The 19308-nt window shown below is 64.6% G+C and carries 23 protein-coding genes; all 23 read right to left on the bottom strand.

The window, feature by feature from the left end; all coding sequences use genetic code 11:
- Positions 1 to 8 precede the first annotated feature (8 nt).
- A complete protein-coding gene (locus RXV88_RS04715; RefSeq protein WP_316290952.1) occupies positions 9 to 740 on the bottom strand; it encodes a biotin--[acetyl-CoA-carboxylase] ligase in 732 nt (243 codons plus the stop codon).
- Positions 741 to 884: 144 nt separating this feature from the next.
- Positions 885 to 2327, bottom strand: a complete 1443-nt coding sequence (gene nuoN, locus RXV88_RS04710) for an NADH-quinone oxidoreductase subunit NuoN (RefSeq protein ID WP_316290951.1) — start codon at positions 2325 to 2327, stop codon at positions 885 to 887.
- A 12-nt stretch (positions 2328 to 2339) separates the two neighbouring features.
- Positions 2340 to 3884, bottom strand: a complete 1545-nt coding sequence (locus tag RXV88_RS04705) for an NADH-quinone oxidoreductase subunit M (RefSeq protein WP_316290950.1) — start codon at positions 3882 to 3884, stop codon at positions 2340 to 2342.
- Positions 3884 to 5956, bottom strand: coding sequence for an NADH-quinone oxidoreductase subunit L (nuoL, locus tag RXV88_RS04700; RefSeq protein WP_316290949.1), 2073 nt, complete (start codon positions 5954 to 5956; stop codon positions 3884 to 3886). The genes RXV88_RS04705 and nuoL overlap by 1 nt, the downstream gene beginning before the upstream one ends.
- A 4-nt stretch (positions 5957 to 5960) precedes the next feature.
- On the bottom strand, positions 5961 to 6266 hold the full coding sequence (nuoK, locus tag RXV88_RS04695; protein ID WP_316290948.1) for an NADH-quinone oxidoreductase subunit NuoK: 306 nt from the start codon (positions 6264 to 6266) through the stop codon (positions 5961 to 5963).
- An 84-nt stretch (positions 6267 to 6350) separates the two neighbouring features.
- A complete protein-coding gene (locus RXV88_RS04690; RefSeq protein WP_316290947.1) occupies positions 6351 to 6953 on the bottom strand; it encodes an NADH-quinone oxidoreductase subunit J in 603 nt (200 codons plus the stop codon).
- Positions 6950 to 7357: a carboxymuconolactone decarboxylase family protein gene (locus RXV88_RS04685; protein ID WP_316290946.1), complete on the bottom strand. Its 408-nt coding sequence runs from the start codon at positions 7355 to 7357 to the stop codon at positions 6950 to 6952. The genes RXV88_RS04690 and RXV88_RS04685 overlap by 4 nt, the downstream gene beginning before the upstream one ends.
- A 73-nt stretch (positions 7358 to 7430) precedes the next feature.
- Positions 7431 to 7925, bottom strand: a complete 495-nt coding sequence (gene nuoI / locus RXV88_RS04680; protein WP_316290945.1) for an NADH-quinone oxidoreductase subunit NuoI — start codon at positions 7923 to 7925, stop codon at positions 7431 to 7433.
- Between the two features lie 3 nt (positions 7926 to 7928).
- Complete coding sequence (gene nuoH / locus RXV88_RS04675; protein ID WP_316290944.1) at positions 7929 to 8966, bottom strand: NADH-quinone oxidoreductase subunit NuoH; 1038 nt, start codon at positions 8964 to 8966, stop codon at positions 7929 to 7931.
- Between the two features lie 7 nt (positions 8967 to 8973).
- A complete protein-coding gene (locus RXV88_RS04670) occupies positions 8974 to 9351 on the bottom strand; it encodes a hypothetical protein (protein WP_316290943.1) in 378 nt (125 codons plus the stop codon).
- A gap of 15 nt (positions 9352 to 9366) precedes the next feature.
- On the bottom strand, positions 9367 to 11385 hold the full coding sequence (gene nuoG / locus RXV88_RS04665; protein ID WP_316290942.1) for an NADH-quinone oxidoreductase subunit NuoG: 2019 nt from the start codon (positions 11383 to 11385) through the stop codon (positions 9367 to 9369).
- Between the two features lie 257 nt (positions 11386 to 11642).
- Positions 11643 to 12035 carry a DUF5333 domain-containing protein gene (locus RXV88_RS04660; RefSeq protein ID WP_316290941.1) on the bottom strand — a complete coding sequence of 131 codons (393 nt, stop codon included), beginning with the start codon at positions 12033 to 12035 and terminating at the stop codon, positions 11643 to 11645.
- A gap of 103 nt (positions 12036 to 12138) precedes the next feature.
- Positions 12139 to 12477 carry a hypothetical protein gene (locus tag RXV88_RS04655; RefSeq protein ID WP_316290940.1) on the bottom strand — a complete coding sequence of 113 codons (339 nt, stop codon included), beginning with the start codon at positions 12475 to 12477 and terminating at the stop codon, positions 12139 to 12141.
- Between the two features lie 102 nt (positions 12478 to 12579).
- Entirely contained in the window at positions 12580 to 12801 is a 222-nt protein-coding gene (locus RXV88_RS04650) for a DUF5337 domain-containing protein (protein WP_316290939.1), read from the bottom strand.
- Between the two features lie 18 nt (positions 12802 to 12819).
- Positions 12820 to 13533: an endonuclease gene (locus tag RXV88_RS04645; RefSeq protein ID WP_316290938.1), complete on the bottom strand. Its 714-nt coding sequence runs from the start codon at positions 13531 to 13533 to the stop codon at positions 12820 to 12822.
- Positions 13534 to 13562: 29 nt separating this feature from the next.
- On the bottom strand, positions 13563 to 14618 hold the full coding sequence (gene nuoE, locus RXV88_RS04640) for an NADH-quinone oxidoreductase subunit NuoE (RefSeq protein ID WP_316290937.1): 1056 nt from the start codon (positions 14616 to 14618) through the stop codon (positions 13563 to 13565).
- Positions 14619 to 14657: 39 nt separating this feature from the next.
- A complete protein-coding gene (locus RXV88_RS04635) occupies positions 14658 to 14963 on the bottom strand; it encodes a hypothetical protein (RefSeq protein ID WP_316290936.1) in 306 nt (101 codons plus the stop codon).
- On the bottom strand, positions 14960 to 16174 hold the full coding sequence (locus RXV88_RS04630) for an NADH-quinone oxidoreductase subunit D (RefSeq protein ID WP_316290935.1): 1215 nt from the start codon (positions 16172 to 16174) through the stop codon (positions 14960 to 14962). Before RXV88_RS04630 ends, RXV88_RS04635 begins: the two co-directional genes overlap by 4 nt.
- Positions 16174 to 16377, bottom strand: a complete 204-nt coding sequence (locus RXV88_RS04625; protein ID WP_316290934.1) for a hypothetical protein — start codon at positions 16375 to 16377, stop codon at positions 16174 to 16176. The genes RXV88_RS04630 and RXV88_RS04625 overlap by 1 nt, the downstream gene beginning before the upstream one ends.
- Entirely contained in the window at positions 16374 to 16979 is a 606-nt protein-coding gene (locus RXV88_RS04620; protein ID WP_316290933.1) for an NADH-quinone oxidoreductase subunit C, read from the bottom strand. Before RXV88_RS04620 ends, RXV88_RS04625 begins: the two co-directional genes overlap by 4 nt.
- The gene (locus RXV88_RS04615) at positions 16976 to 17509 is read right to left on the bottom strand and encodes an NADH-quinone oxidoreductase subunit B family protein (protein WP_316290932.1); all 534 of its coding nucleotides are present in this window, start codon (positions 17507 to 17509) and stop codon (positions 16976 to 16978) included. The genes RXV88_RS04620 and RXV88_RS04615 overlap by 4 nt, the downstream gene beginning before the upstream one ends.
- Positions 17500 to 17865 carry an NADH-quinone oxidoreductase subunit A gene (locus tag RXV88_RS04610; protein WP_316290931.1) on the bottom strand — a complete coding sequence of 122 codons (366 nt, stop codon included), beginning with the start codon at positions 17863 to 17865 and terminating at the stop codon, positions 17500 to 17502. The genes RXV88_RS04615 and RXV88_RS04610 overlap by 10 nt, the downstream gene beginning before the upstream one ends.
- Before the next feature lie 232 nt (positions 17866 to 18097).
- Entirely contained in the window at positions 18098 to 19291 is a 1194-nt protein-coding gene (locus tag RXV88_RS04605; protein WP_316290930.1) for a tetratricopeptide repeat protein, read from the bottom strand.
- Positions 19292 to 19308 lie beyond the last annotated feature (17 nt).

The raw sequence follows: 19308 nt of genomic DNA, 5'->3' as shown, positions 1-19308 counted from the left end.
GGCCCCTTTCATAAATAGACGTCGGCGGCGGGAATGCGGACCCGGCCCTTGGGCGTCTTTAGGACAAGTTGCCCGGTATCGTCCACCGTCTCGAAGGTTCCGCGGGTCTCGGCCCGCCCGGTGCGCGCGACCACGGGCTGGCCCAGCCGCGCCGCGCGGTCCAGCCAGGCGGTACGGATGGGTCCGAAGCCGAAGGTCGTGAACTGCGCCTCGCGCCCGGCATAGGCCGCGGCCAGGTACTCCAGGAATTCCTCCGGTGTTACACGCACCCCGGTCTCCGACATCAGGGACACCGGCCGCACCGCCCCGGGCTCAACCTCCTCGGCCCCGGGGGCGAAAGCCAGGTTCACGCCGATCCCGATGGCCAGATTCGCGCCCGAGCTTTCCAGCAGGATGCCCGCCAGCTTGCCGCCGTTCAGCAATACGTCGTTGGGCCACTTCAGCGCCAGCCCCCCGGCCTGGCCCGTCACCGCCGCCACCGCATCGAAAAGCGCAAGCGACGCCACAAACGACCTCAGCGCCACAATGGCAGGCGGTTCGCTCACCCGCATCACCAGCGTCGCCGCCAAATTGCCCTCGGGCATGACCCAGTGCCGCCCGCGCCGCCCGCGCGCCGCCGTCTGCCCCCGCGCCATGATCCACTCCGGCCCGGCCAAAGACGGCGCAAGCCGCGCCGCCTCCGCCATGGTGCTGTCGACCTCGGCCAGAATGCGCCGCCCGTATCCCTCGGGCCATGTCACCGGCCCGGCGCCTCGTCTTCACTGATCCCAAAATATCCCGGGGGGGCGGCCACGGGCCGCGGGGGCAGCGCCCCCCACCCGCGCCGCAGGCGCTCAAACCGGAGACGCGCCCTCGGGCGCGTCTCATTCAGATCACCCGAGGCCTTATTGAACAAGCGTCAGGGCCGCCGCCTGCGCCGCGGTTTCGATGCCGAAGAGGTTGATCACCCCCACCACCATGATCACCGCCGAGGCCATCAGGAAGCCCCAGAGCACCGGCGACTTGCCGCCGTCCAGGGCATCCTCGCGGTCCTCTCCGAAATACATGTAGAAGACGATCCGCAGGTAGTAGAACGCGCCAATGACCGACGCGATCACACCCGCGACCGCCAGCCATGCAAACCCCGCCTCATAGGCCGCGCGCAGCACGTAAAACTTGCCGAAGAAGCCCACCAGAGGCGGCACGCCCGCCAGGCTGAAAAGCAGGATCAACATCGCCAGCGCCTTGCCGGGCTCACGTTTGGAATACATGCCAAGGCTGCTGATATCCGTCACCGGCTGGCCGTCGCGCTCCATCGACAGGATAAAGGCGAAGATGCCCACGTTCATCGTCACGTAGATCGCCATGTAGATCAGCAGCGCCTGCACCCCCAGCGCCGTGCCCGCCGCCAGCCCCATCAGCGCATAGCCCATATGCGCGATCGAGGAATAGGCCATCAGCCGCTTGATATCGGTCTGCCCGATCGCCGCGATCGCCCCCAGGAACATCGACAACACCGACATCAGCGCGATCACCTGCCCCCATTCGGCCGTGGCATTGCCGAAGGCGTCATGCATCAGCCGCGCGAAAAGCGCCATCGCCGCCACCTTGGGGGCCGTCGCGAAAAACGCCGTCACCGGCGTGGGCGAGCCCTCGTAGACGTCCGGCGTCCACATGTGGAACGGCACCGCCGACACCTTGAACGCCAGACCCGAGGCCAGCAGCACCAGTCCGAACAGCAGCCCGACGCTCAGATGCCCGCCCGTCGCGGTCTCGACGATGCCCGAGAACAGCGTCGTGCCCGCATAGCCATAGGTCAGCGACGCGCCATAAAGCAGGATGCCCGACGACAGCGCGCCCAGCACGAAATACTTCAGCCCCGCCTCGGTCGATTTCACACTGTCGCGGCGCAGTGCGGCCACGACGTAAAGCGCCAGCGATTGCAGCTCGAGCCCCATGTAAAGCGCCATGAGGTCGCCCGCGCTGACCATCATCATCATGCCCACGGCAGCCAGCGCCACCAGCAACGGATATTCGAACCGCAGGATGCCGCGCCGCTCCATATAGCCTTCGGACATGACCAGCACCGCCGCGGCGCTGAGCAGGATCGTCACCTTGGCAAAGCGCGCAAAGGCATCGTCGACGAACATGCCGCCGAACGCCACGTTTGTGCCCGCGCCGGTCATGCCGATCCCGATCGCAATCGCCACGAAGATGGCCGCGGTTCCCCAGACCAGCGCCGGTGCCAGCTTGTCCTTGCCGGTATAGACCGCCCCGATCAGCGCCAGCATGGCGTAGCCGGCCAGCAGGATTTCGGGAAGGATGATGTTCAGATCAGCCGAGATCATGTGCTCCGCCCCTTATTCGTTCGACGCGAATTGCGTCGCGGCCTCGGCCTGCGCAAGCGCCGTGTCGTAGTTGGAAATCAGCGCCTCCACGCTCGGCCCGATGGTGTCGAGAATGGGCGCGGGATAGACCCCGAAGAAGATCGTGGCCGCCACCAGCGGCGCAAAGATCGCCTTTTCGCGGGTGGTCATGTCCTTGATGGTCTTCAGGCTCTCCTTGATCAGGTCGCCCATCACGACCCGGCGGTAAAGCCAGAGCGCATAAGCCGCCGACAGGATCACCCCCGAGGTGGCCACCGCCGCGACCCAGGTGTTGACCTGGAAAATCCCCATCAGCGTCAGAAACTCGCCGATGAACCCGGACGTGCCCGGCAGGCCGACGTTGGCCATGGTGAAGAGCATGAAGATCAGCGCATAGGCCGGCATCCGGTTCACAAGGCCCCCATAGGCGTCGATCTCGCGCGTGTGCATCCGGTCGTAGATCACGCCGACGCAGAGGAACAGCGCGCCCGAGATGAAGCCGTGGCTGATCATCTGGAAGATCGCACCGTCGATGCCCTGCTGGTTGGCGGCAAAGATGCCCATGGTCACGTAACCCATGTGGGCCACGGACGAATAGGCGATGAGCTTTTTCATGTCCTCCTGCACCAGCGCCACCAGCGAAGTGTAGACGATGGCGATGGCCGACATCCAGAAGACCAGCGGCGCCAGCACGTCCGACCCCACCGGGAACATCGGCAGGCTGAACCGCAGGAAGCCATAGCCCCCCATCTTCAGCAGGATCGCCGCCAGCACCACCGACCCCGCGGTCGGCGCCTGCACATGCGCGTCCGGCAGCCAGGTGTGCACCGGCCACATCGGCATCTTGACCGCGAAGCTGGCGAAGAACGCCAGGAACATCAGCGTCTGCAGACCGCCGACGATGTGGATCCCGAGGATCGAGAAGCTTTCCGAGGCGAATTCATGCTTCATCAGTGTGGGAATGTCGGTCGTGCCCGCATCCGCGAACATGCCCACCATCGCCACCAGCATCAGCACCGAGCCGAGGAAGGTGTAGAGGAAGAACTTGAAGCTCGCGTAGATGCGGTTCTTGCCGCCCCAGATGCCGATGATCAGGAACATCGGAATAAGCCCCGCCTCGAAGAAGAGGTAGAAGAGCACCAGATCGAGCGCCATGAACACGCCCAGCATCAGCGTCTCGAGCAGCAGGAAGGCGATCATGTATTCCTTGACCCGCACCGTGACCTCCCACGAGGCGGCGATCACCAGCGGCATCATGAAGGTGGTCAGCATGACGAACAGCACGCTGATCCCGTCCACGCCCATCTTGTATTCCAGCCCCAGCAGCCATCCGGCCTGTTCCACCATCTGAAAGCCCGGGTTGGCCGGGTCGAACTGCGCGATGATGAAGAGCGAAATCACGAAGGTCGCCGAGGTGGCGATCAGCGCCAGCCACTTGGCGTTGCGGTCCGCGGCCTCGTCCCCGCCGCGCAGGAACAGCGCCAGGATCAGCGCCGCCAGCGCCGGCAGGAAGGTCACAATGGAAAGAAGGTTATCCATTACTCCGCCCCTCCGGTGAGCGTCATCCAGGTGATCAGAACGGCAATGCCGATGACCATCGCGAAGGCATAGGTGAAGATGTAGCCCGACTGCGCCCGGCCCGCGAGGCGGGTGAAGAAGGGGATGATCCCCATCGCCACGCCGTTGATCGACCCGTCGATCACCGCGCCATCGCCGCGCTTCCACAGCAGGCGGCCAAGCGCCCTTGCGGGCTTGACGAAGACGAAATCGTAGATCTCGTCAAAGTACCACTTGTTCAGCAGGAAGAGGTACAGCGGGCGCTGCGCCTCGGCCAGCCGCTTGGGCAGTGCCGGGTTCACGATGTAGAATAGGTAAGCCACCCCCAGCCCGATCAGCATCGCCACGAAGGGCGACAGCTTGACCCAGGTGGGCACGTAATGCGCCTCGTGCAGGATTGTGTTTTCAGGCGCAATATAGATCGCCGCCTCGCCCGGTGTGCTTTCCATGACGTAATGCAGCTCAGACGCTTTGGGGCTGCGCTCGGCCACCGCTTCTTTGAGCTCTTCGGCCGGCTCGGTGTATGCGCCGCCGAAGAATTTGACCACCTCGTTGGTCTTGCCAAAGAAGCTGCCGTACCAGATCGCGCCGGCAAAGACCGCGCCGACGGCAAGGACGCCCAGCGGGATCAGCATGACCATCGGGCTTTCATGCGCATGTTCATGCGTGTGCTTGTCGCCGCGCGACTTGCCGTAGAAGGTCAGGAACATCAGCCGCCAGCTGTAAAAGCTGGTGAAGAGCGCCGCGATGACCAGCATCCAGAAGGCATAGCCCCCGTTCGTAGCGGCAAAGGCGCTCTCGATCACGGCATCCTTGGAGGCAAAGCCGGCAAAGCCGATCCACCCGGTCAGCGGAATGCCGACGCCGGTGATGGCCAGCGTGCCGATCATCATCGCCCAGAAGGTATAGGGGATCTTCTTGCGCAGACCGCCGTAGTTCCGCATGTCCTGCTCGTGATGCATGGCATGGATGACCGAGCCGGCGCCGAGGAACAGCATCGCCTTGAAGAACGCATGGGTGAAGAGGTGGAACATCGCCACGCTGTAGACGCCCACACCGGCGGCCACGAACATATAGCCCAGCTGCGAACAGGTCGAATAGGCGATGACGCGCTTTATGTCGTTCTGCACCAGCCCCACCGTGGCCGCGAAGAAGGCGGTGGTGGCGCCCAGGAAGGTGACGAAGGCCATCGCCTCGGGCGCGAATTCCATCAGCGGCGACATGCGGCAGACCAGGAAAACCCCGGCGGTCACCATCGTGGCCGCGTGGATCAGCGCCGACACCGGGGTCGGACCTTCCATTGCGTCCGGCAGCCAGGTGTGCAGGAAAAGCTGCGCCGATTTGCCCATCGCCCCGATAAAGAGCAGGAAGGCGATCAGGTTCGCCGCGTTCCACTCGCTCCAGAGAAAGGTCAGCTGGGTCTCGGCCAGCGTCGGCGCGGCGGCAAAGACGTCGTCGAGGCGGATGCTGTCGACCAGGAAGAAGAGCCCGAAGATCCCCAGCGCAAAGCCGAAATCGCCCACCCGGTTGACCACGAAGGCCTTGATCGCCGCTGCATTGGCCGAAGGCTTGCGGTAGTAAAAACCGATCAAGAGGTAAGAGGCGACGCCCACGCCCTCCCAGCCGAAGAACATCTGGACGAGGTTGTCCGAGGTCACCAGCATCAGCATGGCGAAGGTGAAGAACGACAGATACGCGAAGAAACGCGGTTTATAGACCTCGCCCTCCCGCCACTGCGGGTCGTGATCCATGTAGCCGAAGCTGTAAAGATGCACGAGCGCCGAAACGGTCGTCACCACGATCAGCATGATCGCCGTCAGCCGGTCGAGCCGGATGGCCCAGTCGGTGCTGAGCGTGCCGCTCTCGATCCAGCGCAGGATCTGGATGCTTTCGGTCACGCCGTCATGACCGAGGAATACGATCCAGCTGAAGAAGCACGCGACGAAGAGCAGGCCGGTCGAGACCCACATGGCCCCGCGCTCGCCGATCAGACGCCAGCCGAAACCCGCGATGATGGCCCCGACCAGGGGGGCGAAGAGAATGAGCGTCTCCATCGGGTCAGCCTTTCATCACGTTGACGTCTTCCACGGCGATGGTGCCGCGGTTACGGAAGAAGCAGACGAGGATCGCAAGCCCGATGGCGGCCTCCGCAGCGGCCACGGTCAGCACGAAGAGCGTGAAGACCTGACCCACGAGATCGCCGAGGAAACTGGAGAAGGCCACGAGGTTGATGTTCACCGCAAGCAGCATCAACTCGATGCTCATCAGCAGGATGATCACGTTCTTCCGGTTCAGAAAGAGCCCGAAGATACCGATGACGAACAGCGTCGCCGCGACCGTCAGATAGTGTTCAATTCCGATCATCTGTCCCATTCCGTTCTTTCCGCGCGGAACCGGAATTTTCCGAAAATTCCGGATCGATTTCTTTGCAAGAAATCGTGTCGCCGCTCACAACCCTTGCCCGGGCTTTATGTCTTTCAGTTCCATCGCCTTGGCCGGATCGCGCATCATCTGCGCGACCACGTTCTGGCGCTTGATGTCCTCCCGGTGGCGCAGCGTCAGCACGATCGCGCCGATCATCGCCACCAGCAGGATCAGCCCCGCCAGCTGGAACAGCAGGAAGTACTGGTCATATAGTATCAGCCCCAGCGCCTCGGTGTTGTGCCGGTCCGCCGGCACCGGCTGCGCCAGCTGACCCGCTGCCAGGTCCGAGCTTTGCCAGGCGCCGAAGGCGATGGCCAATTGCATCAGGATCACCAGACCGATCAGCAGCGCCAGCGGCATGTAGCGCGCCATCTCCGCCTTCAGCTCGGCGAAATCCACGTCCAGCATCATCACAACGAAGAGAAAAAGCACCGCCACGGCGCCCACGTAGACGATGACCAGAAGCATCGCCACGAATTCCGCCCCCAGCAGCACGAAGAGCCCCGCCGACGACAGAAAGGCCAGGATCAGCCAGAGCACCGAATGCACGGGGTTGCGGCTGATCACCGTGAAAAGCCCGCCGGCGATCGTGCTCATGGCGAACAGGTAGAAGGCAAAGACGCTCATGTATCCTCATCCTTTTCGTCTTCCATGACCTCGCGCGCCATCTCCATCGCGCGCGTCATGGCCGGAAGGCCGGCGAACATCGACATCTGCGCGATGGTCTCGGCGATCTCGTCCTTGGTGGCGCCGGCCTCCATCGCGTGGCGGACGGTCATGCGCACCTGGGTGTCGGCCTGTGCGCCCTGCATGGTCAGCCCCGCCAGCGTCAGCAAAAGCCGCGTCTTGGCGTCCAGACCGTCCTTGCTGATGCCCTTGCCGAACCACATTTCCATGGCGTCTTTGGGCATGGTCGGCCACATCTTCTCGAAACCCTTTGGGTCGAAGGACGACAGCGCCGGATTGAACGCCTTCGCCATCTCCTGCGCCTGTGCCATCATCAGCTCGAACGGGGTCTTGGGATCAGACATCACGCCCTCCCCGGGCCAAGGATTTTTGAAAAATCCTTGGCAAAAATCTTGCAAGATTTTTGTCCGCTCCAGGTCATCGGTAGGGTGCGTCCAGTTCGAGGTTGCGGGCGATCTCGGCTTCCCAGCGCTCGCCGTTCTCCAAAAGCTTGGCCTTGTCGTAGTAAAGCTCCTCGCGGGTCTCGGCGGAGAATTCGAAATTCGGGCCTTCGACGATGGCATCGACCGGGCAGGCCTCCTGGCAGAAGCCGCAATAGATGCACTTGGTCATGTCGATGTCGTAGCGCGTGGTCCGGCGGCTGCCGTCGTCGCGGGGCTCGGCGTCGATGGTGATCGCCTGCGCCGGGCAGATCGCCTCGCAGAGCTTGCAGGCGATGCAGCGTTCCTCGCCGTTGGGATAGCGGCGCAGCGCGTGTTCGCCGCGGAACCGCGGGCTCAGCGGCCCTTTTTCATGCGGGTAGTTCAGCGTGGCCTTGGGGGCGAAGAAATACTTCAGCCCCAGCTTGAAGCCCTGAAAGAAGTCCGCCAGCAAAAAGTATTTCGCGGCACGTCCGTAGTCGATATTCGCCATCTGTCAGCCTCCCGTGGCCCAACGGGCATAGCTGCCCCAGAACCAGTCGAATTTCGCGGCAAAGGATACGAAGACCACCCAGACCAGGCTGAACGGCAGGAACACTTTCCAGCCCAGCCGCATCAGCTGGTCGTAGCGGTAACGCGGGGTGATCGCCTTGACCATCGCGAAGATGAAAAAGAAGAACGCCATCTTGGCCACCATCCACAGCGCCCCGTCCGGCAGGCCCGGGATCGGCGACAGCCAGCCGCCGAAGAACAGCAGCGAGGTCAGCGCGCACATCAGGAAGATGGCGATATATTCGCCCGCCATGAAGAGCAGGAAGGGCGTCGAGGAATATTCCACCTGGTAGCCCGCCACCAGTTCGGATTCCGCCTCGGGCAGGTCGAAGGGCGGGCGGTTGGTCTCGGCCAGCGCCGAGATGAAGAAGAGGAACACCATCGGCAGATGCGGCAGCCAGTACCAGCTGAAGAGCCCGAAGCCGCCGTCCTGCGCCCGCACGATGTCGCCGAAATTCATCGAACCCGTCGAGATGATCACCCCGATGATGATCAACCCGATGCTGACCTCATAGGAAATCATCTGCGCCGCAGAGCGCAAGCTTCCCAGGAACGGGTATTTCGAGTTCGACGCCCAGCCGCCCATGATCACGCCGTAGACCTCGAGAGAGGAGACCGCGAAGACATAAAGGATCGCCACGTTGATATCCGACAACACCCAGGTGTCGTTGAACGGGATCACCGCCCAGGCGATCATCGCCAGCACGAACGAGGTCATCGGCGCCAGCATGAACACCGGCTTGTCGGCGCCCGCGGGCACCACGACCTCTTTCACAACGTATTTCAGCGCGTCGGCCACCGTCTGCAACAGGCCGTAGACGCCGACCACGTTGGGCCCGCGGCGCATCTGAACGGCGGCCCAGATCTTGCGGTCGCCGTAAACGAGAAACAGCAGCGACACCATGACAAAGCCCAGCACCAGCAGGCATTGCGCCGCGACAATCGCCAATGTGCCCAGGGGCGTGCTTAGAAAATCAGCCATCAGGTCCTCATACCATCGGTATCCCGGTCTCGGAGCAGTTCAGAGCGACAACTTCGGCGTCGATCGTCTTGAGCCCGCGCGGCAGCCCGGCTGAGATGGTGTAAACCGCATCTGCCCGCCAGAGGCCACCCTCTTCGTATACATTTGTGCGCAAATGCCGCGCAAACCCGTACCCCCGGATCAGCGCGTATTGCGCCGCGGCGCATTCCGCGTAATCCGCCACGTCCTCTCCGGTGCGCGCGCCGCGCATGCGCACCCGGAACTCCACCAGATCGCCATCCAGCAGCCGCGTCTCGACGCCATCGTAGACCGGCGTGAACGGCAGCGCGTCCTCTTCGGCCGCCTCACAGGCGGTCAGAGCGGCAAGGCTGAGTATCGGCAACATGGCCCGCATCCGCCCTTACTCTGCGGCGATCTTGGTCTCGTTGCGGGCCTTGGCGTTGGCGCTCAACTCGGCCATCAGCGCGCTCGCCCGGGCGATCGGGTTGGTCAGATAGAAATCCCCGATCACGTTGACGAAGGGCGCTTCGCTCATCTGCCCCGCCTCGAGAGGCTGCCAGTCGTTCTCGGGCACCGTGTCGATACCGGCCAGATGCGGCACCTCGGCCACCAGCGCCTGACGCAGCTGCGCCAGGCTGTTCCAGGGCTGGACCGCGCCAAGTTCGGCCGAGAGCGCGCGCAGGATCGCCCAGTTCTCCTTGGCCTCGCCCGGCGCGAAACCGGCACGCAGCGCCAGCTGCGGACGGCCCTCGGTGTTGACGAAAAGGCCCTGTTCCTCGGTGTAGGCGGCGGCGGGCAGGATGACGTCGGCGCGATGCGCGCCGCGGTCGCCGTGGCTGCCCTGGTAGATCACGAAAGCGCCTTCGGCGATGTCGATCTCATCCGCGCCGAGGTTGTAGATCACATCGGCCCCCTGCACGGCGTTCATGCCGTCGGGGTTGGTCGCACCCGCATCCATCGCGCCCACAAGGGCGGCGGCGGTGTGCAGCACCAGAAGCTTGGATTTCGTGCTTTCAGCCAGCGCCATGGCAGCGGCCAGAACGGCCGCGCCGTCCTCGCGCACCAGCGCGCCCTGCCCGACGATGACGATCGAGGGCTTGTCCTGCACACCGGAATGATCGCGGCCCAGCAGACCCGAGATCACGGCGGGCCCGTCGCCCAAATGATCGTAATCATAGGTCAGATCGACCTTTTCACCGATCACGCCGACAGACGCGCCGCGGGTCCAGGCCTTGCGGATGCGCGCGTTCAGCACCGGCGCCTCGTTGCGCGGGTTCGAGCCGATGATCATGATCGCTTTGGCGTCGTCGATGTCCTCGATGCAGGCGGTGCCGACATAGGCCGAGCGGTTGCCCGAGGGCAGTTTCGCCCCGTCGGTGCGGCATTCCACGACGCCACCCTGCCCCTCGATCAACTGCTTGAGCGCAAAGGCCGCCTCGACCGGGGCGAGATCGCCCACAAGGCCGGCCACCTTCTCGGCCCCTTGCAGGGCCTCGGCGGCCTTTTTCAGCGCCTCGGGCCATGACGCGGGCCGCAGCTTGCCGTTCTCGCGCACGTAGGGCCGGTCCAGCCGCTGGCGGCGCAGCCCGTCCCAGACAAAGCGGGTCTTGTCCGAGATCCATTCCTCGTTCACGCCGTCATGGTTGCGCGGCAGGAAGCGCATCACTTCGCGCCCCTTGGTGTCGACGCGAATCGACGACCCCAGCGCATCCATCACGTCGATAGATTCGGTCTTGGTCAGCTCCCACGGCCGGGCGGTGAAGGCATAGGGCTTGGACACCAGCGCGCCCACCGGGCAGAGGTCGATGATGTTGCCCTGCAGGTTCGAATCGAGCGTCTCGCCCAGATACGAGGTGATCTCTGCATCCTCGCCGCGCCCGGTCTGGCCCATCTGGGTGATCCCGGCCACCTCGGAGGTGAAGCGCACGCAGCGGGTGCAGGAGATGCAGCGCGTCATATGTGTCTCGACCAGCGGGCCGAGGTCCAGATCGTCCACCGCGCGCTTGGGCTCGCGGAAGCGGCTGAAGTCGACGCCATAGGCCATCGCCTGGTCCTGAAGGTCGCATTCGCCGCCCTGATCGCAGATCGGGCAATCCAGCGGGTGGTTGATCAGCAGAAACTCCATCACCCCTTCGCGGGCCTTCTTGACCATGGGCGAGTTGGTCTTGACCACCGGCGGCTGACCCTCGGGGCCGGGGCGCAGGTCGCGCACCTGCATGGCACAGCTTGCCGCGGGCTTGGGCGGGCCGCCCACCACCTCGACAAGGCACATCCGGCAATTGCCGGCGATCGACAGACGTTCGTGATAGCAAAAGCGCGGAATCTCGATCCCGGCCGTTTCGCAGGCCTGGATCAGCGTCATCGCACCGTCCACTTCCATTTCCTGCCCGTCGATGATGATTTTGCGCAAGTCGGACATGCCCGGACCCTTTGCTGCTGTTCCCTGAGGCGCAGCCGCCCCGCAACCGCGACGCAGGCACCCCGTCGACATGCTGTCTAACGCGACACTCTCTGTGATGAAAGACGCGCAGGCCATTCAAAGCTAGGAAAAATCGACGCGGGGCATGGAAAGTGCATTGTGTGATCGCGCAAGCCCGCCGTTCGGGCGTTAGCGCAAACGGCTCACCGCCCCTGCCCCCAGCCCCGAGAATCGCCGCGCCGGACACGGGTCACCGGTCAGCGCAGCAAGTCGCCGATCGGCCCGCCGCGGGCGATTTCCTCGCGGCCGAAGGCGCAAAGCTGCGACTTGTCGTCGGCCACGACGCCGCGCTCGGCCAGATAGGCGGTGGCCTTGTCGCGCATCCGCGCCTTTTCGGCCTTCGAGGTCACATAGGCCTCGATCTCGTCGTCGGTATAGCCCAGATCGCGGGCATGGTTCTTGAGCGCGTTGAGCACGCCCAACGCGCGGAACATCCGCGCGCTGATGCCGTCGCAGGTCTTGCGGATTTCATCGGCGATGGCCACGGCCATTAGGCTGTTGTCGATCTCGGCCACGTCGCGCAGGGGCACCTTGGCCAGCGCCCCGGACGCCAGCACAAGCGCCAGCGCGATTCCCGGAATGGCTCGCATGTCTCGCTCCTTTCGCAAACTTTCGTCACAGATGGGAGCGCGGGCCGCTGTTATGCAATAGCCGAAGGGCAAGCCGTTGATTTCAGGCGATCCTCCGCCGGGATCACTCGGTGCAGCGGCCGCGATAGGTCAGCGTGTCGCCCTCGATGGGCAGCGCATCCGCGTCGGTTTCTGGGCCGATGGCCCAGTCGATATCGCTGCGCCCGATATAGGTGATGCAATACTTGGTGCCCTCGTAGAGCGCCGCGGCGCGCGCGCCGTCCAGGCCGCTGGACACCGGGCGGACCGTGGCCACGAAATTCATCCGGTCGTCACGGTCGCCCTTGGCAGCGCCGCGATAATAGACCCCGTCGAAGACGACGTTGTTGGCGCGGTCCCTGCCGCAAGCTGTCAGGGTCAGCGCCGCAAGCCCCAGGATCAGCCCGTTGCGCAGCACGCTCATGCGCTCGCCGCCGTCTGGGAACGGCCCTTCCGATCCACCATGCGCAGAACCCCGCACCCGTCGCGGCCTGTGAAACCGCGGTTCTCTTGGTTCAGCATGACGCTATCCGTCCCTGTCGTTCCGGCGCTGCCGCCAGATGCCGTAAATCATCCAGATCGCCCAGCCGAACCCGGCCAGCGCGGCCAGATCGAAGAGCGCGCGGGTGCGCTGGCTCCACTCCAGCGCCGAGCCGAGAGCGGTGGCGGCGATCCAGAACAGACCGACACCGGCGATGACAAGCGCGGTGATGCGCCCGGCCCGAGTGGTGTCGTTCCTGTCCGCCATGCGCCGCCCGCTGTCCTTTCAGTAAACGTCGCCGTCGTCGACGCGCTTCGAGAAATCCGTCTCTCCGCCCGACGCCAGCGTCTTGGCCTGCGCGACCCAATCGTCGCGGGTCACGCGGCCCTTGAACCCTTCGAGGTTCTGGTCGACCCAGGCCACCTCGTCGGCGGTCCAGTTCGCGATCTGGTCGAAATGATAAAAGCCGAGGCTGTTGCAGACCTGTTCCAGCTTGGGTCCGATGCCCTTGATCTTTTTCAGATCGTCGGCGCCGCCGTCGCGCGGGGCGCTCAGCGCCTCGGGCTTGGCGCCCTCGCCTTCGGCCGCGGCAGGCGCATCGCCGCCGTATGTCCATTCGCCCTTGCGCGACGCCAGGTCCGCCTCGCCCGGCAGCGGTGTCGAGGGCTTGACCGCCGACGCCTCGGCCGGTGCGCCTGCGGCCGCCGGGGCCGGTGCGGCGCTGGCCGGTGCGGGGGCCGCATCATCCGCAGAAGGCGGCACCGCGCGCAACCCGCGATCCTCGCCCGGCTTCACCTCGCCGGGTTTCGGCAGGTCCGAGCAGAAGATGCGGCTGAACAGCAGGCCCAATACGACAAAGGCGACGCCGCTGAGGAAGATCGAGGCGATCCAGCCCTGATCGCCCAGCACCAAGAGCATGAGGAAGGCCACCAGACCAACGCCCGCCGCCAGGGCCCAACAGCCCAATCCGCAGCTCATTCCGTCCTTGCCGTCGTTCATCTTGAACCTCCCTGTCCGTGTCAGCCGTGTCAATTATCGTAGACACTACCCTTCTTAACACGAGCAGCAAAGTCCGTCTCGCCTCCCGAGGCCAGTACTTTGGCCTGAGACACCCAATCGTCGCGGGTCACCCGGCCCTTGAAGCCCTTGAGGTTCTGGTCGACCCAGGCCACCTCTTCGGGGGTCCAGTTCGCGATCTGGTCGAAATGATAAAAGCCCAGGCTGTTGCAGAGCTTTTCCAGCTTGGGCCCGATCCCGCTGATCTGCTTGAGATCGTCCGCCCCGCCCTCGCGCGGCGCGGCCAGCGCTTCGGGCTGGGTGCCGGTCGTCTCTTCGGTCTCTGCCGGTGCGGTCTTGGACTTGGCCGGCGCATCGGTCTTGCCCAGCCAAGGCGTGTTCAGCGGCACCTCGGTGCCGTCGATCCGCTTGACCGTATCGCCGATGTCGGTGGCCAGCGCGGCGCTGGCGTTCAGCTTGATCTGCGCGTTCACATAATCGGTCAGGCTGGTGATGCCGGACTTGGGTTCCGAGGCGAAGCGGCCGTTCTGCGGGCCCGGCGTCGGCACCTCGCCGCGCGCCAGCGCGTCGAGCAGGTCGCGCAGTTTGTCGGCGGTCAGATCCTCGTAATAATCCTTGCCGATCTGCGCCATCGGCGCATTGGCGCAGGACCCCAGGCACTCGACCTCTTCCCAGCTGAACTTGCCGTCCGCCGACACCTCATGCGCCCGCGGCGCGATCTTGTCCTTGCAGACCGCGACCAGATCCTCGGCCCCGCAGATCATGCAGGAGGTGGTGCCGCAAATCTGGATATGCGCAATGCTGCCAACCGGTTGCAGCTGGAACATGAAGTAAAACGAGGCCACTTCCAGCGCCCGGATATAGGCCATATCCAGCATTTCGGCCACGTGTTCGATGGCGGGGCGGGTCAGCCAGCCCTCTTGCTCTTGCGCGCGCCACAGCAGCGGGATGATCGCGCTGGCCTGACGGCCTTCGGGGTATTTGCTGATCTGCGCCTCGGCCCAGGCCTGGTTGGCGGGCGTAAAGGCAAAGCTGTCGGGCTGTTCGGGGTGAAGACGACGAAGCATGTCTCAGGTCTTTCCGTGCGTTTCGGGTTGGGGCGGCGCTCAGGCCTCTGCCGGCGTCTCTGCCTTGGGTTCGCAGGCGCCGGTGAGCAACCGGTAACCGCCGCTTTCGAATTCGGCCATCTGGCCCAGCTCGGCCCGGTACTGCGCCAGACCCTGCACCTGTTCGCGGCTGAGCCCGGTCTGAAGCTCCACCGGCAGGTAATCGCTCTCGGTGCGCAGATCGCAGCCGATCGAGGCGACCGCGACGTCAAAGGCTGCCGCATCCTCGGCGCTGGTGCCCTCGGGCCGCATGGCGCAGGCCGCCAGCGAGGCCAGCGCTGCGCCGGCAAGAACCAATCGGATCATCGGTCAATCTCTCCAAAAACAACATCCATGGTGCCGATGATCGCCGCCACGTCGGCGAGCTGGTGGCCGCTGGCCAAGTAATCCATCGCTTGCAGGTGCAGGAACCCCGGCGCGCGCAGCTTGGCGCGATAGGGTTTGTTGGTGCCATCGGCCACGAGGTAGACGCCGAACTCGCCCTTGGGGGCCTCGACGGCGGCATAGACCTCGCCCTCGGGCACGTGGAAGCCCTCGGTGTAAAGCTTGAAGTGGTGGATGAGCGCCTCCATCGAGGTCTTCATCTCGGACCGCGTGGGCGGCGTCAGCTTGCCGCGCGCCAGAACGTCACCCGGCTCGTTGCGAAGCTTTTCAATGGCTTGCTTGATGATCTTCAGGCTCTGGCGCATCTCTTCCATGCGCACCAGATAGCGGTCGTAGCAATCGCCGTTCTTGCCCACGGGGATCTGAAAGTCGAACTCGTCGTAGCATTCGTAGGGCTGCGCGCGCCGCAGGTCCCAGGCCAGACCGCTGCCACGCACCATGACGCCCGAGAAGCCCCAGTTCTGGATGTCCTCTTCGGTCACCACGCCGATATCGGCGTTGCGCTGCTTGAAGATGCGGTTCTCGGTCAAAAGCCCGTCGATGTCCGCGATCACCCTGGGGAATTCGTCGGCCCACTGGTCGATGTCGTCGATCAGGTCGGGCGGCAGATCCTGATGCACCCCGCCGGGGCGGAAATACGCGGCGTGGAGCCGCGCCCCGCAGGCGCGCTCGTAGAACACCATAAGCTTTTCACGCTCTTCAAAGCCCCAGAGCGGCGGCGTCAACGCGCCCACGTCCATGGCCTGCGTGGTGACATTCAAGAGGTGGTTCAGAATGCGGCCGATTTCGGAATAGAGCACCCGGATCAGCGAGGCCCGGCGCGGCACCTCGACACCCGTCAGCTTTTCGATGGCCAGGCACCAGGCATGTTCCTGGTTCATCGGCGCCACGTAATCGAGCCGGTCGAAATAGGGCAGGTTCTGCAGGTAGGTCCGGCTTTCCATCAGCTTTTCGGTGCCACGGTGCAGCAGGCCGATATGCGGATCGCAGCGTTCCACGATCTCGCCGTCCAGCTCCAACACCAGCCGCAAAACCCCATGCGCCGCGGGGTGCTGCGGGCCGAAGTTGATGTTGAAGTTGCGGATCTTCTGTTCGCCCGTCAGGGCGTCGTCAAAACCTTTGGAGCCGTCCATCACGACTTGCCTCCGTCAATCTGTTCCTTGAACGCCATCACCCAGAGCAGGATCAGCGCCACCAGCGGGAAGATCGTAAAGAGCGCCACCCAGTTCGGGATGCCGAAGCGCGGCAGCAGCCGCCAGAACGGCACCACGATCAGCGCGCCGACGATCAGCAACCACAGCAGCCCGCCACCGCCGAATCCGAAGCCGCCCATCATTTCGCCGCTTCCTTCTCATCCCCGGGCAGCACGTATTCCGCGCCCTCCCAGGGCGACATGAAATCGAACTGGCGGTATTCCTGCACCAGGCTCACCGGTTCGTAGACCACGCGCTTTTGCTCGTCGTCATAGCGCACCTCGGTATAGCCCGTGGTCGGGAAATCCTTGCGCAGCGGATATCCGCGGAAGCCATAGTCGGTCAGGATGCGCCGCAGGTCCGGGTGGCCCGAAAAGAGGATGCCGAACATGTCGAACACTTCGCGCTCGAACCAGTTGGCGGAGGGGTGCACGTCGGTGATCGAGGGCACCATATCCTCTTCGCGGATCGAAACCCGCAGGCGGATGCGGTGGTTCTGGTACATCGACAGAAAGTGATAGACCACGTCGAACCGCTTGGACCGCTCGGGATAATCGACCCCGGTGATGTCCACCAGCGACGTGAACCGGCAGGTGGCGTCGGTTTTCAGAAACTCGACGAAGCCCTTGATATTGGCAGGGGCCACATCGACGTTCAGCTCGCCATGGGTCACGTCCCAGCCGATCACGCAATCGGGGCGCTTCAGCTCGATATGGGTGCCCAGTTCCTTCAGCGCTTCGGTCATCGCACGATCGTCCCTGTCCGGCGGATTTTCTTCTGCAGCGCCATGATGCCGTACAGCAGCGCCTCGGCGGTCGGCGGGCAGCCCGGCACGTAGACGTCGACCGGCACGATCCGGTCGCAGCCGCGCACGACGCTGTAGCTATAGTGGTAATAGCCCCCGCCATTGGCGCAGGACCCCATCGAGATCACGTAGCGCGGCTCGGGCATCTGGTCGTAGACCTTGCGCAGCGCCGGGGCCATCTTGTTGGTCAGCGTACCCGCCACGATCATCAGGTCGGACTGGCGCGGGCTGGCGCGCGGCGCGGTGCCGAAACGCTCCAGATCGTAGCGCGGCATCGAGGTGTGCATCATCTCGACCGCGCAGCAGGCCAGGCCGAAGGTCATCCAGTGCAGCGACCCGGTGCGCGCCCAGTTGATGATGTCCTCGGTCGAGGTCAGCAGGAACCCCTTGTCCTGCAGCTCGCGGTTCAGATCTTGGGTCGCGACCTCGCGGTCGGCGCCCGCGGTGTTGGCTCCGGCCATCACTCCCATTCCAGCGCCCCCTTCTTCCATTCATAGGCAAAGCCGATGGTCAGCACCGCCAGGAACACCATCATCGACCAGAAACCGACCATGCTGATGTCCTGGAACCCGACCGCCCAGGGGAACAGGAACGCGATCTCGAGGTCGAAGATGATGAAGAGGATCGACACGAGGTAGAACCGCACGTCGAACTTCATCCGCGCATCGTCGAAGGCGTTGAACCCGCATTCATAGGCGCTGACCTTCTCGGGGTCGGGATTGCGCACCGCGATGATCACGGCGGCGAGGATCAGGACAAGGCCAAGCCCGATGGCAATGGCCAGAAAGACGAGGATCGGCAGGTATTCCCTGAGCATCTCTTCCAAGAGGCGGCTCCTTCAATCGGCGCGAGGGGCAGGCCCCGTGCGCAATGGCATACCGCTGACTTATCGCCGCCCGCCCGGAGGGTCAACAGATCCCGGGGAATTCGCGGCATTGAATGTGGGCGCTAACATCGCGCCACCCCCTGCGGTTTCGCAAGTGTTTTCAGGTTTCTACCGATGCCGCCCGCCATCCGCCCGCCGCCCCCCGCGCCGATGCGTCGCGGGGCGCTGCCCATCAGACAGGCGCGGACGGCGCGCCGGTCCGCCCAGCGGTCCAACCGTCCAGTTCCCGGATCCATTGATGCGTCGGCGCGAACCGCGCCAGCATCGCGTCGCGCAGCCCGTCCAGCAGCTCCTCCGCCCCGGTCAAGTCGCCCGCCAGGTCCTTCAACCGCGCGAGTTGATAGCGGCGGTAAAGGTGCCTCGGGTGATCAGGCCCAAACACCGCCTCCGTCCGTTCCGCGGCCCAGACCTCTTCGAACGCAGCCACCGCCGCTTCGGCCTGCCCCGCCAACCCACGCTGAAACGCCATATGCACCGCTGTGTTCAGCGTACCCGAATGCTCCGGCCCCAGAACCTCCGGACGGCGCATCACCTCCCACACCTCAGTGAACAGCGACATGGCACGCGCATGTTTTCCCTCGCGCCCGAGACATGCTGCAAATGCGTGCTTGGCCCAGAGAGTATTGGCAGCCTCCGGCCCCGGCGTTTGCCGCAGCAGGGTCCATCCCCGTTCCAGCAGGATTTGCGCCACCCGGTAGCGGCCTTTCTCCAGTAGCGCCTGCCCGATCTTAACCATGGCCACCGGATTGCCGCCCTGCCGGGACAGCGCCCAGGCCTCGCGTTCCTCGGCGCTCAGCCCTTCGGCCGAGAGGCTCGCGGCGGCCTCGTCGATGGCCTCCAGCACGTCGCCGACATCGGGCGCCTGCGGATGGGCGGCGAAGGCCCCACGCGCCAGCCGCCGCGCGGCCTCCAGCGCGGCGCGGTCCGGGGCGGCGATCAGCGCCTCGCGCGCTATGTCGGTATAGGCCCGGGCCAGCGCCGGGGCGAGCGGCTGCACATAGGTCTCCCCCAGCGCCGCCGGTTTGCCGATCACGCCTTCCTCTGCCGCCTTGCGCACGTCGCGCAGGAACACTTTTGGGTCGTACAGCCGCAGCGCGTCCACCCGCGCCTCGGTTTCCTTGAGCGTCCTTTGCGCCTCCGCGCAGGCCCTCTGGGCGGCGCGCATGTCCTCGCGCACCTTGCTGTCGATGCGAAAGACCAACCGCCAGAGCTGCCGCATGGCCGCAAGGGCGGTCAGCAAAAGTGCAAAAATCGCGGCGGCGGGTTTCCAGATCACCTCGAACCACGGATCCGTCGCCGCCATGCGCAAGGATTCCGACATCGCCAGAACCAGATCGGCGAGCAACAAAAAGAAACTGTCCAACATCAACGCGTATCCTCGAC

Source organism: Aestuariicoccus sp. MJ-SS9, from assembly GCF_032586235.1.
Classification (GTDB): Bacteria; Pseudomonadota; Alphaproteobacteria; order Rhodobacterales; family Rhodobacteraceae; genus Aestuariicoccus.
This window is presented reverse-complemented; position numbering and strand designations above follow the sequence as displayed.